Source organism: Corynebacterium sp. LaCa117 (assembly GCF_046717765.1).
Classification (GTDB): Bacteria; Actinomycetota; Actinomycetes; order Mycobacteriales; family Mycobacteriaceae; genus Corynebacterium; species Corynebacterium kefirresidentii.
This window is the reverse complement of sequence record NZ_CP177102.1, coordinates 301,559-313,290: the sequence shown is the minus strand read 5'-3', so window position 1 is coordinate 313,290 and position 11,732 is coordinate 301,559. Positions and strand designations below refer to the sequence as shown.

Here is an 11,732-nt window from a genome sequence, read left to right as displayed (position 1 = left end):
AGAAACCTACGCTACCGAAAGGTCACGTTTTGTCCGCATATGAAACAAAGGCTTGGCTCCAGTACTACCCGGAATGGACACCGCATACGCTGGACTATGGCGATACCACGCTGCTGGATATTTATGACAACAACCTGAAACTCAACGCGGATCGGCCGGCAACCTATTTCTTTGGCCGTACGCAGTCCTATGCTGAGCTAGACCGCCAGGTTCGCGCAGCGGCCGCGGGCCTGAAGGCCTTCGGCGTGCGGCCAGGTGACCGCGTAGCGATCGTCGCGCCCAACTCGCCGCAGTACATCGCGGCGTTTTATGCCATTCTGAAGCTCGGTGCGCAGGTGGTACTGCATAACCCGCTCTACACCGCCCATGAGTTGGAAGGCCTTTTCCAAGATCACGGCGCGCGCATCGCCATCGCTTGGGACAAGGCCGCGCCCACGCTGGAGAAGCTGCGGGCAACCACCAACCTGGAAACGGTCGTGTCCATCAACATGATCAACGCCATGCCCACCCTGCAGCGCGCCGCTTTGCGCCTGCCTATCCCGCCGCTCAAGTCCAAGCGCGAGCAGCTATCTTCCCCGGCGCCAAATACCGTGCCGTGGGAAACTTTGGTGGGCAACGCAATCGGTGGCGACGGCAGCGATATCACCACGCCGGAAGACGTGGACAAGGACACCATCGCGCTCATCATGTATACCTCTGGTACCACCGGCGCCCCGAAGGGCGCCATGCTCTCGCACGGGAACCTGTTTTCCAACCTCCTGCAGGGCAAGGCGTGGGTACCGGGCTTGGGCGATAAGCCCGAGCGCATGCTCGCCGCCCTCCCCTTCTTCCATGCTTATGGCCTGACCATGAACGTGACCCTGGCGCAGTTTATCGGCGGCGAGCTGGTTATCCTGCCTAAGCCAGATATGTCGCTCATTATGCAGCTGATGAAAAAGCACACCCCAACCTGGGTACCGGGCGTGCCGACGCTCTACGAGCGCATCGTGAAGGCCGCCGAGGATCAAGAAATCCCCATCAAGGGTGTGCGCGCGGCCTTCTCCGGCGCATCTACCCTGCCTTCGGACACGGTCAACAAGTGGGAGAACTACACCGGCGGCCTCTTGGTGGAGGGCTACGGCCTCACCGAGTGCTCGCCGATTATTGTGGGCAATCCCATGAGCACCGACCGCCGCCCAGGCTACGTGGGCATTCCGTTCCCGGATACCCAGGTGCGCATTGCCAACCCGGATAACCTGGACGAGACCCAGCCGGACGGCGTCGAAGGCGAGGTGCTGGCCCGCGGTCCGCAGATCTTCAAGGGCTACCTCAACAACGAGGAGGCCACCGAGGCCGCCTTCCACGGCGAATGGTTCCGCACCGGTGACATGGGCGTCATGGAAGAAGACGGCTTCATCCGCCTGGTCAGCCGCATCAAGGAAATCATCATCACCGGCGGCTTCAACGTGTATCCGGGCGAGGTGGAAGAAATCCTGCGCGAGCACCCGAGTATCGATGACGTCGCCGTGGTCGGCCGCCCACGCGAAGACGGCTCCGAGGACGTCGTGGCCTGCCTCGACCTCGCCGATGGCGCCGCCCTGGACCCGGAGGGACTCAAGGACTACTGCCGCGAGCGCCTGACCCGCTACAAGGTCCCGCGCACCTTCTACCACTTTGAGGAGCTGGCCAAGGACCAGATGGGCAAGATCCGCCGCCGCGAGGTCCAGGCAGACCTCATCCGCCGCCTCGAGGCCGAGCAGAATTAACTTGTTCCGCCTAATCGATAGCCCCCTCGGACCCCTGCGTTTGCAGGCGAGCCCGCGGCGGGTTTCCCGCGTCGAATTCACCGCGGCCAGCACCCTGCAGGAAGCGGTGGGCGGTGTAGAGGAAGGGGGCATCGAAAAGCGCAGCGCGGACGTGCTCGACGCCGCCCAGGCACAGCTCGCGGAGTATTTCGCCGGCCAGCGCCGCGCCTTCGAGCTGCCCCTCGACCCGCCTGCGACGACCGACTTTCGCGCCGCAGTGCATGCGCAACTGGCCGAGATTGGCTATGGGGAGACGGTCACCTACCGCGACGTCGCCAAGCTGCTGGGCCGGCCCGGCGCGACGCGGGCCGTGGGCAGTGCGTGCGGTGCCAATCCCCTGCTCATCGTGCGGCCATGCCACCGGGTGCTGCGCAGCGACGGCGGGCTCGGCGGCTATGCGGGCGGTCTGGAAGCCAAACATTTTTTGCTGACACTGGAAGAAAACTAGAGGGCTTCTTCACGTTTTCTCTATACTGATTTTTTAAAACTAATTATTTACCCAAACGAAAGGTTTTTGCGTGTCCGCTTCCACCTCCCGAGCTTGGCTCGATCACTACAGCGAATGGACCCCTCACACGCTGGACTACGGTAATAAAACCATCGTCGACTATTACCGCGATAACCTGCGGGTCAACGCCAATAAACCCGCCACCTATTTCTTCGGCCGCACGCAGACCTACGCGGAGCTCGACGCCCAAGTGCGCGCCGCCGCGGCCGGGCTCAAGGCTTTTGGTATTCGCCCAGGCGACAAGGTGGCCATCGTGCTGCCCAACTGCCCTCAGCACGTCGCGGCCTTCTATGCGGTGCAGCTACTTGGTGCCACCGTGGTCGAGCACAACCCACTTTATACCGCCCACGAATTGGAAGGCCTTTTCCGAGATCATGGTGCCCGCGTAGCAATCTCTTGGGATAAAACCGCCTCCACGCTGGAAAAGCTGCGCTCGACTACCCCGCTAGAGACCATCGTCTCCGTCAACATGGTCGATGCCATGCCACCACTCAAGCGCCTCGCGCTCCGCCTGCCTATCCCACCGCTAGCTGCTAAACGCGAGCAGCTCACCGAGCATGCACCAAACACAGTAGCGTGGTCTACCCTGATCGGCTCAGCTATTGGCGGCGACGGCAGCGCCCTAGAAATGCCACGCATCAGCCAGGCTGACGTCGCGCTCATCCTTTACACTTCCGGCACCACCGGAAAACCCAAAGGCGGAATGCTCTCGCACGGTAATCTCATAGCTAATTGCGTCCAAGGCCAAGCTTGGGTTCCAGAAATGGGAAAGCACAAAGAGCGCTTCCTCGCCGCATTACCGATGTTTCACGCCTACGGCATGACCACACTGTGCATTTTTAGCGTGTACATGGGCGCCGAGCTTATCTTGCTTCCTTCCCCACAAATGCCGCTCATCCTGGACATCGTGAAAAAGCGCACGCCTACCTGGCTGCCAGGGGTTCCCACCCTCTATCAGAAGATCATGGACGCAGCCGAAGACAAAGACGTGGACTTAAGCGGCATCCGCAACGCTTTTTCCGGTGCCGCTACACTGCCCGTAGAAATCGTGGAACGGTGGGAGTCCATGACCGGCGGACGACTCGTAGAAGGCTTTGGCATGACCGAGTGCTCCCCCGTGTTAATTGGCAACCCAATGAACGGAAAGAATCGCCCTGGCTATGTGGGGCTCCCATTCCCAGATGCCGAGGTACGCATTGCCAATCCGAAGAATCTGGATGAAACCCAGCCTGATGGCCAGCCAGGCGAGTTGCTCGCGCGTGGTCCGCAAATTTTCCAAGGCTATTTTGGCAACCAAGAAGCAACAGAGGAGTCCTTCCATAACGGCTGGTTCCGCACCGGAGACATGGCAGTCATGGAAGAAGACGGCTGGGTCCGCCTAGTCAGCCGCATTAAGGAAATCATCATCACCGGCGGCTTCAACGTGTATCCCGCCGAGGTGGAAGAGGCCATCGCGCAGCACCCCGATGTGGTGGACGTCGCCGCCGTGGGTCGCCCCCGCCAGGATGGTTCGGAGGACGTCGTCGGCTGCGTCACCCTGCGCGATGGCGCCGTGCTCGATCCCGAGGGATTGAAGGAATTTTGCCGCGAGCGCCTTACCCGCTACAAGGTCCCGCGCACGTTCTATCACTTTGAGGATTTGGCGCGCGACCATCTAGGCAAGATTCGCCGCCACCAGGTGCGTAAGGACCTGCTCGAGCTGTTGGAGGCAAAGGCCTAAACTTATCGGCTATGGCAGAAATTCACTATGGCGCTACCTTGACGGATTTCCTCACGGCGGCCGTCGCACAGTTTCCACAGCGCCCGGCCACCTACTTCGCCGGCCACACGCTAACCTATAGCGAGCTCGATGCCCAGGTGGCGGCCGCGGCCGGCGCCTTGCGCGAGATGGGCGTGCGCCCCGGCGACCGGGTGGCGCTCCTACTCCCTAATTGCCCGCAACACGTGGTGGCATTCTTCGCCATCCTGCGCCTAGGCGCGGTGGTGGTGGAGCATAACCCGCGCTATACCGCGCACGAGCTCACCCCGCTGCTCGCCCATCATGGCGCCCGCGTGGCCATTGCCTGGGAGGACATTGCCCCCACCGTTTCCGCGCAGGTGGAGACCACCATCTCCGTTTCCCTTAGCAAGCCCCTTCCCCTTTCCGGTACCCCGGTGGAGCCGTACCCAGCCGCGCTTGCCGACGCCGCCCTTATCCTCTACACCTCCGGCACCACCGCCCGCCCCAAGGGCGTGGTCTTAACCCACGGCAACCTCGCTGCCAACTGCTTGCAGCTAGAAACTCAGGCCCCACTGCGCCCCGGCCATGAGCGCTTCCTGGCCGCGTTGCCCATGTTCCATTCCTATGGCCTGACGATGAGCGTGCTGCTTGCGGTGCGCTGCGCGGCCGAGATTATCCTGCTTGCCGCTCCACACACCGACGCAGTGACGGAAGCGCTTGCCACCCGCCGCCCCACCTGGATGCCGGGCGTGCCTACCATCTACGAGCGCGCCATGAACTACGCTGCCACTGCCGCTGATTCCGAGTCTCCCTCGGATCTCGGCGGGGTGCGCTATTCCATCTCGGGCGCGGCCTCGCTCCCCTCACGCATCATCGAGCCATGGGAGGCACGCACCGGCGGCCTGCTGGTGGAAGGCTACGGGCTGACAGAAACCTCTCCTGTGCTGACCATCAATCCCCTTGATGACAGCCGACGCGCCGGCACCATCGGCCTGCCTTTACCGGATACGCAGCTGCGCATCGGCGATCCGGCCGATCTCAGCCGTACCCAACCGGATGGCGTGGCCGGCGAGATCCTCGCCCGCGGCCCGCAGGTTTTTGGCGGCTACCTTGCCGACGCCCCCGCTACCGCAGCCGCCTTCCACGAGGGCTGGTTCCGCACCGGAGACATGGGCGTGCGCGAGCCCGATGGCCATATCCGGTTGGTGGGCCGCATTAAAGAAATCATCATTACCGGCGGCTTCAATGTTTATCCCGGGGAGGTGGAGGAGGCTTTAACCTCCCACCCCGATATCGCCCAAGCCGCCGTCGTAGGCACTCCCCGCTCCGATGGTTCTGAGGACGTCGCTGCCTGCGTGGTCCTGTCTCCTGGTGCCCGGCTCGACGAAGCTGCCTTGCGCGAGCATTGCCGCGGGCTGCTGGCGCGCTATAAGGTGCCGCAAAAATTCTTTGTCATGGATAAGCTCGCCGAAGATCAGCTAGGCAAGCTGCGCCGCCGCGATCTCCTCGCCCGCCTTCACCGCGATTAGTCTGCGTCGTTTTCTGCTTTACGCACCGCTTGTTTGTAGATGCGCTCGGACCGCTCTTCCAGGTCATGTTGGGCACGGGCTTGGGATTTGGCGGCGGCATCGGAACGCGGCGGGGCCTGAATATGCCGCGCGGCGTGCAGGCCCAGTTGCAGCTCTTTGGCTCGCAATACCTCCGCATCAATTTTGATGCCCAAAATGAGCATCGTATTAGATAGCCATACGGCCATGAATACGGCCATGATGAGGCTGAAGGCGCCGTAGACGCTGGCCCCAGCAAAGCGCTGGGTATACAGCGCGAAGGCTCCCCACACCACGACATTGGTGCTAAGCGCCACCACGGAACCGAGAGTTATCCAGCGGAAGCGCGCCGGCCGCACATTCGGGGAAAAGTGGTACAGGATGGCAATCAACGTCAGCACGACCACCACGGTGAGCGGGAAGCGCAGCCAATTCCACACCGGCATAAAGATGCCGCCCAAAAAGTCCGCGGTGCCTTGCATCTCTAGCTTGCCGGCTAACGGTTCAACCACACCGCTGACAATGGTATCGCGCAGCAGGTTAGCAAAAAGCACGATAACCGCGCCGATGACCAGGACGATAGTAAGCCCCCACATGAGTGCCCAGGTGCGGATTATTCCGCGGCCCTCTACCCGCCCGTAGACGGTATTGGCGGTGCGCGAGAAGGCACGCACATAGGCCGAGGCGGCAAAAAGAGAAACCAGCACGGATACCACCAACGCGAAGGTGCCTTGGGCTGTGGAACCAATGATGGAGCCCACGAGGTGCTCGGCCTGCTCCGTCATCGAACTGGGCACGTAATCCGCAATGAACTGCGCGGTTAATTCGTGTACCTCGGCGCGCCGAGAGGAAAAGATGAGCGTGGCTATCGAATAGGCCGCGAGCACCGTAGGGGCAAAGGCCATGAGCGTGAAGTACGTCATCGTGGCGGCGCGATCCATCAAGGCATCGTGGAAGAAGTCCGCCCACACGCGGCGGAGCACCAGCCCCCAGCTTTCCTTGCGCAGGCGGTTGCCGCGAGCCAGCGGGTCCACATCTTCGGTGTGGCCTTCAATCTTTACCACGGTGGGCGCGGTACTCGGCACGATTTTATCCGCGCCCTCATAGACGGATTCGCTTACCGGAGTGGCCGGGGCGCTCGGCCATGCAGTGGCGGTCGGCTCGTCGACATACGGGGCGTCGGCCGACAGGTCTTCGCCCGCCGTGCTCGCGGCGCCAGGGACCTCGGCGGAATCGTCCAGTGTGCTCATATTATCCCAGCGTATGCGGTAAAGAATCTATTTCAGGAAGTGACACTCAGCTGTGATTACACTGGAGAAGCATGACTGAACAGAATGATAAGAAGCTCAACGTAAAGTCCTTCGAACTCGACCACCGCCTCGTCAGCGCGCCGTATATTCGCGTGGCCGACCGCACGGACTTGGGCGGCGGCGTCGAAATCATTAAGTACGACTTGCGCTTCTGCCAGCCTAATCAAGATCACCTTGATACCAAGGCGCTGCATTCGGTGGAGCACATGATGGCCAACTTCATGCGCAATTACACCGATAAGCTCATCGGTTTTGCCCCAATGGGCTGCCGTACCGGCTTCTATGCCATCACTAATGGCATGGAACAAGACGAGCTGCTGCGCGCGGTAGAAGGCGCGCTCAACGATATTCTTAACGCCACCGAGGTACCCGCGGCCAACGAAGAGCAGTGCGGTTGGGGTGCGCACCACAGCCTGGAAGGTGCGCAGGAAGCGGCACGCGCTTTCCTGGGTGCTAAGGATGAGTGGCTTCAGGTCATGGCGGCCTAATCCAGAAACCTTCGCGGCGCAACAAACGCGACAGGCGCCACGCCCGCAAAGCGACCACGATAGACCCGAAAACCGTGTGGTTTAGGGCGCTATCGTGGCCGCTTTATAGGTTTTAGGCCCCAATGTGAAGCGGCAACCTCGCGCTACTCGTCGAGGGCGAGGCCAATCCAGACGGGTTCGGGCACGAGCTCCACGTCGAAAGCATCGCGGACGCCGTCGCGGATGGTGCGGGCAAGGTCCACGATATCGGCGGCCGTGGCCTCGCCGCGGTTGGTGAGCGCCAGCGTGTGCTTGGTCGAAAGCGTAGCCCGGCCAGAGCCTGGGTAGCCCTTGGCAAACCCGGCGCGATCAATGAGCCAGGCCGCGGAAAGCTTTTCCCGGTCGGCCTCGGAGGAGGGGTGGCGGGGCATGGAGTCCGCGGTGGCGTCGCCAAGCGAGGCACGAACCTTGGCCTGCACGGCGTCGGCAAGAGCGGAGTCCACCACCGGGTTGGTGAAGAAGGAGCCGGCAGACCAGGTGTCATGATCGGAAGGGTCGAGCACCATGCCCTTGCCGCGGCGCAGCTTTAAGACCTCCTCGCGGACCTCAGACACGGGGCGGCGCTCGCCCGGGTTCTGAGTAAGTTGGCCAAAGCGCAACGGGCGGGATAGGCCATCGTTGTTGAGCTGGAGTTCTACCTCGAGCACGACGGCGCGGCCGGTGAACTTTAGGTTGGAATAGCGATACGCCAGCTCCAGATCGGAGGCGGGGACCCACTCATCGGTATCGGTGCGGCGATTATAAAGGCGCACGCGGGTAAGTACCTCGGAGATTTCTGCGCCATAGGCGCCCACGTTTTGCACCGGAACCGCGCCCACCGTGCCGGGGATGCCGGACAGGCACTCGATGCCACCCAGGCCAAGCTGAACGGAGCGAGCCACCACGTCATCCCAGTTGGCGCCCGCCTGCGCGCGCACCAGACCGGATTCGGGGTCCATGGACACCTCATCAAAGTCGAGGATGACAGCGACGACATCCACGGAGCCATCGGCCACCAAGAGGTTGGACCCGCCGCCGACGACTATGAACTTCACCGCAGCGCGATCCAGGGCGCGGACAACGGACACGGCGGCATCCGGCTGCGAGCAGCGCAGTGCGGCCTGCGGTTTTCCACCCACACGCAGCGTAGTCAGATCTGCGAAGGTGGCAGTGGAGTCCAGTTCCACGCCGTCGATCGCTGTGAGCTGTTGCGTCAAAGATTTATCAAGCACGCCTACCAAGGTAGTCTGTTAAGCATGTCAACCCGTAGTGAAAACACCGTAACCATCAATCAGCCCATCGAAAAGGTGTACAAGGCGCTGCTCACCAAGGAATACTGGGAGTACATCGTGGCCAACCTCTCCCCTGAGGCGGGTCAGGTGCATGACTTCAGCGATAACGTTGCCACCCTTTTCGAGGTCCTGCCGACCACCCTGCTGCCAGAGGCAGTGCGCGCCATGGTCTCCCAGGACCTCAAGGTCAAGCGCGTGGTCACCGTAGGCGAGCTCAACGGTGAAGCTGCTGACGTTAACTACACCGCAGATGTCAAGGGCACCCCGGTGGACTTCAAGGGCGATATCTCCCTGGCTGGTGAGGGCGAGATGACCAAGCTGTCCTACGTCAACGAGATTTCCGTCAATATCCCGATGATGGGTGCCGCCATCGAGCCGAAGGTGGGCGAATCCCTGGCTGAGCTCTTCGATAACGAAGGAAAGCTCACCGAGCAGTGGATTTCTGAGAACGCCTAAGTTCTACAGAACAGAAATCTATGGCCGACCACGCACATAATCTGCGCGCTAGCGCAGCTGCGGGTCGGCCTTTTGGCGTTATTACCCGCGGCACTACCAATCACAATCGCCTGCGCCGCTGCGATAGATGGATGCTCGCGCACCCGGAGATTTCCACGCTGCTGCGGCACGTGGAAAAGCCGCTCGCGCTCGACGTAGGCTACGGGGCCTCGCACGCCACCACCGTGGAATGGGCAGGGTGGCTGCGCCGGGCGAATCCGCAGGTAGACGTCCGCGGGCTCGAAATCCACCCGGACCGGGTTCTGCCGCCGCGCGATGGCGTGCGCTTCGAGCTTGGCGGTTTTGAACTGGCTGGCTACCGGCCGCAACTGGTGCGCGCGTTCAATGTGCTACGCCAATACGACGTGGACCAGGTCCAGGAGGCCTGGCAGACGGTGTGTTCTCGGCTGGCCCCCGGTGGCTTCTTTGTGGAGGGAACCTGCGATGAGCTAGGCCGGCGCGCGGCCTGGTTGCTGCTGGATGCCCACGGCCCGCGGACACTCACCCTGGCGTGGGACCCGTTCGATGTGGCGCGGCCCTCAGACATCGCCGAGCGCCTGCCCAAAATCCTCATTCACCGCAACGTTCCCGGCGAGCCCATCCACGAGCTGCTCAAAGCCGCCGACGAGGCCTGGGACCACGCGGCGGGGTGGGCGCCCTACGGCCCGCGCGTGCGTTGGCGCATGGCACGAGCCGCGCTTGCCGACGCCCCCTTTACTATCCACCCCATCCGCCGGCGCCTGCGCGATAATGTGCTGACCGTGGACTGGGAGTCCGTCGCGCCACGGGACTAAACGCGCAGCTCGGTGATGACAGCTGGGGCAGCTGTGAAATGCCTAGCAATGTGTCCGAGAACTCCCGCAAACTTTGCCCCGCGCCGTCTCATGCGCCACACTGGTACGCATGGCTTCGAAGAAATCGGCAGGTTCACTCGCCTGGAAAATCATCATTGGCATCCTCGTGGCACTACTCGTGCTCATCCTCTTGGCCGAATTCGGTCTGCGCTGGTTCATCGGTCACCAGATGACCTCGCAATTTAACCAGGCTGCCGAGGAAGAGGGTATCCAGGTCAAAGAAGATCCCTCCGTCAGCTTTGGCGGCAGCCCGCTGCTCGTAGGGCTGTTTAAGGGCTCCATTTCCCAGATGGATATGACCACGCCGTCCACCCTGCAAATCGACGGCACTGATATCAAGGGCCAACCTGCCTCAGAGATCCACGTAGAAGATATGAGCACCGACCAGGAGAATCCGGTGGCCGGCAAGCTGCGCGCTTCCACCACCGTGCCGGATGACTACCTGCTGGCTTCCTTCCAAAAAGGCATTTCCGAGCAGGCCGGCAGCGAGAAGGTGGGCAATATGGTGGTCACGGAGATTAACGCCAATGAGCAAGACCACGTGCTGGACGTGAAGTTTGCCGGCGGCCTTGCCAACCTCTCGCTGGAGCCCACCGCCCACGATGGAAAGCTCGATATCCGCGCCACCGAGGCCTCCATCTTTGGCCTCGAGCTGCCGGATCAGGCCACCGAAGCCATCTCCTCCGCCCTGCAAAATGGCATGTCGGATCAGTTCGTGGGTTCTGACATGAACGTCGATTCCGTAGAGGTGCTCGATGGCGAGCTCAAGCTCACCATCACCGGCACCGATGTTCCGATGAAGGACATAGATAAGTTCGCCGGCGGCGGTGACTCCGCGGGCCAGGGCGGCGCCACGGGCAATGGCGCGCCGCAGCAGGACGCGCAGGAGAAAGCCGCCTAAACCGCGGGAGCGGGAAACTCGAGGACCGGAAGAGTGGTAGCAGCCGACGCCGGTCCTTTTTCCTTGCCTTTTTCCTTGCCTTTTTCCTTGCCTTTTTCACCGGCCGCGGATTCCGCGCAATCCGCGGTCTTGCGGCTGCGCACAATGAGGCGCTGGTAGCCGGCTTGGTGGGCGGCTTTAAGGGTGGCGTCGGCAAGCGGGGCGTCCGGCACGATGAGGCCCAAGCGGGCCGGATCGGGGCAGGCCTCGCGGATGGCAATGAGCTCGGAGAGCACGGCATTGGCATCCGCTACGCTCGCATCGAGGCTGACCCATACCTCGCTGGCGCCCGATTGGATGGCCAGGCGCGCCTCGGAGGCCTTGATAAGAGTGTGGTGGCGGCCGGTGGGATACCCCGCGACAGAAATAATATCGGCCGCGCCCGCGCCTGCGGCAAGGGAAACATGGTGCGGGGAGACGAGGACGGTGTTATCGGCGGCGCGCTCCTTGACCGTCGCGGCCGGGGCGTCAAGCAAATTAAGCATTAGTAGCTGTAGTCGCCGTTGATAATGGCCTTGAGCTGCGGGCGCACATCAAACCAGTACACGCCGGTAATGACGGCGCCGATCCAAGACAGAAAAGCCAAGCCAGTGGCCATCGCTACTGCGGAGCCGGCCAGCAGGCCTACCCACACCCACTTACCTTGACGGTCGCCGGCTCGGAAGGCATCCTCGCGCGTGGTGGCGGCGAGGATCGCGCCGATGATGGCGGTCAGGGCGAGGATGCGCAAAATATAGGCATCCAAGTAGTACGCAATTTCAAAAAGTGAATTCATG

12 protein-coding genes are annotated in these 11,732 nt (G+C 62.1%); 8 read left to right on the top strand and 4 right to left on the bottom strand.

Translation table 11 applies throughout. The annotated features are described in order from the left end of the window. Positions 1 to 29: 29 nt before the first annotated feature. The 4 genes from ACLI1L_RS01615 to ACLI1L_RS01600 all read left to right on the top strand — a co-directional run bounded on the left by ACLI1L_RS01615 (position 30) and on the right by ACLI1L_RS01600 (position 5,541). Positions 30 to 1,745 carry a long-chain-fatty-acid--CoA ligase gene (locus ACLI1L_RS01615; RefSeq protein WP_411707894.1) on the top strand — a complete coding sequence of 572 codons (1,716 nt, stop codon included), beginning with the start codon at positions 30 to 32 and terminating at the stop codon, positions 1,743 to 1,745. Between the two features lies 1 nt (position 1,746). Continuing rightward, positions 1,747 to 2,232 carry a methylated-DNA--[protein]-cysteine S-methyltransferase gene (locus tag ACLI1L_RS01610; RefSeq protein WP_411707893.1) on the top strand — a complete coding sequence of 162 codons (486 nt, stop codon included), beginning with the start codon at positions 1,747 to 1,749 and terminating at the stop codon, positions 2,230 to 2,232. Positions 2,233 to 2,302: 70 nt separating this feature from the next. Continuing rightward, positions 2,303 to 4,012, top strand: coding sequence for a long-chain-fatty-acid--CoA ligase (locus ACLI1L_RS01605; RefSeq protein WP_411707892.1), 1,710 nt, complete (start codon positions 2,303 to 2,305; stop codon positions 4,010 to 4,012). 11 nt (positions 4,013 to 4,023) lie between these two features. Beyond that, the gene (locus ACLI1L_RS01600) at positions 4,024 to 5,541 is read left to right on the top strand and encodes an AMP-binding protein (RefSeq protein ID WP_411707891.1); all 1,518 of its coding nucleotides are present in this window, start codon (positions 4,024 to 4,026) and stop codon (positions 5,539 to 5,541) included. On the opposite strand, the gene ACLI1L_RS01595 is transcribed toward ACLI1L_RS01600, so the two are convergent. Further along, a complete protein-coding gene (locus ACLI1L_RS01595) occupies positions 5,538 to 6,809 on the bottom strand; it encodes a YihY/virulence factor BrkB family protein (RefSeq protein ID WP_408923017.1) in 1,272 nt (423 codons plus the stop codon). The genes ACLI1L_RS01600 and ACLI1L_RS01595 overlap by 4 nt on opposite strands. A 71-nt stretch (positions 6,810 to 6,880) precedes the next feature. On the opposite strand from ACLI1L_RS01595, the gene ACLI1L_RS01590 reads away from it, so the two are divergent. After that, the gene (locus ACLI1L_RS01590; RefSeq protein WP_023020462.1) at positions 6,881 to 7,357 is read left to right on the top strand and encodes an S-ribosylhomocysteine lyase; all 477 of its coding nucleotides are present in this window, start codon (positions 6,881 to 6,883) and stop codon (positions 7,355 to 7,357) included. Positions 7,358 to 7,500: 143 nt separating this feature from the next. Here the strand turns inward: ACLI1L_RS01590 and ACLI1L_RS01585 are convergent, their stop codons facing one another. After that, entirely contained in the window at positions 7,501 to 8,607 is a 1,107-nt protein-coding gene (locus ACLI1L_RS01585; protein WP_411707890.1) for a UDP-N-acetylmuramate dehydrogenase, read from the bottom strand. Positions 8,608 to 8,631: 24 nt separating this feature from the next. Here ACLI1L_RS01585 and ACLI1L_RS01580 point away from each other — a divergent pair, with 24 nt between their 5' ends. From ACLI1L_RS01580 to ACLI1L_RS01570, 3 genes are all read left to right on the top strand, one after another. Next, the gene (locus ACLI1L_RS01580; RefSeq protein ID WP_411707889.1) at positions 8,632 to 9,123 is read left to right on the top strand and encodes a DUF2505 domain-containing protein; all 492 of its coding nucleotides are present in this window, start codon (positions 8,632 to 8,634) and stop codon (positions 9,121 to 9,123) included. Positions 9,124 to 9,143: 20 nt separating this feature from the next. Then, on the top strand, positions 9,144 to 9,956 hold the full coding sequence (locus tag ACLI1L_RS01575; protein WP_308767053.1) for a class I SAM-dependent methyltransferase: 813 nt from the start codon (positions 9,144 to 9,146) through the stop codon (positions 9,954 to 9,956). A gap of 109 nt (positions 9,957 to 10,065) precedes the next feature. After that, positions 10,066 to 10,917, top strand: a complete 852-nt coding sequence (locus ACLI1L_RS01570; protein ID WP_411707888.1) for a DUF2993 domain-containing protein — start codon at positions 10,066 to 10,068, stop codon at positions 10,915 to 10,917. Here the strand turns inward: ACLI1L_RS01570 and ACLI1L_RS01565 are convergent. Together ACLI1L_RS01565 and ACLI1L_RS01560 are read right to left on the bottom strand one after the other, a co-directional pair. After that, on the bottom strand, positions 10,914 to 11,441 hold the full coding sequence (locus tag ACLI1L_RS01565; protein ID WP_411707887.1) for a deoxyribose-phosphate aldolase: 528 nt from the start codon (positions 11,439 to 11,441) through the stop codon (positions 10,914 to 10,916). The two genes, ACLI1L_RS01570 and ACLI1L_RS01565, sit on opposite strands and share 4 nt — an antisense overlap. Continuing rightward, on the bottom strand, positions 11,441 to 11,731 hold the full coding sequence (locus ACLI1L_RS01560; protein WP_049358765.1) for a DUF2516 family protein: 291 nt from the start codon (positions 11,729 to 11,731) through the stop codon (positions 11,441 to 11,443). The genes ACLI1L_RS01565 and ACLI1L_RS01560 overlap by 1 nt, the downstream gene beginning before the upstream one ends. Position 11,732 lies beyond the last annotated feature (1 nt).

Coding starts and splice junctions, on each gene's coding strand:
- ACLI1L_RS01600 (WP_411707891.1), top strand. CDS start 4,024: ATGGCAGAAATTCACTATGGCGCTACCTTGACGGATTTCCTCACGGCG.
- ACLI1L_RS01595 (WP_408923017.1), bottom strand. CDS start 6,809: ATGAGCACACTGGACGATTCCGCCGAGGTCCCTGGCGCCGCGAGCACG.
- ACLI1L_RS01590 (WP_023020462.1), top strand. CDS start 6,881: ATGACTGAACAGAATGATAAGAAGCTCAACGTAAAGTCCTTCGAACTC.
- ACLI1L_RS01580 (WP_411707889.1), top strand. CDS start 8,632: ATGTCAACCCGTAGTGAAAACACCGTAACCATCAATCAGCCCATCGAA.
- ACLI1L_RS01575 (WP_308767053.1), top strand. CDS start 9,144: ATGGCCGACCACGCACATAATCTGCGCGCTAGCGCAGCTGCGGGTCGG.
- ACLI1L_RS01570 (WP_411707888.1), top strand. CDS start 10,066: ATGGCTTCGAAGAAATCGGCAGGTTCACTCGCCTGGAAAATCATCATT.
- ACLI1L_RS01565 (WP_411707887.1), bottom strand. CDS start 11,441: ATGCTTAATTTGCTTGACGCCCCGGCCGCGACGGTCAAGGAGCGCGCC.
- ACLI1L_RS01560 (WP_049358765.1), bottom strand. CDS start 11,731: ATGAATTCACTTTTTGAAATTGCGTACTACTTGGATGCCTATATTTTG.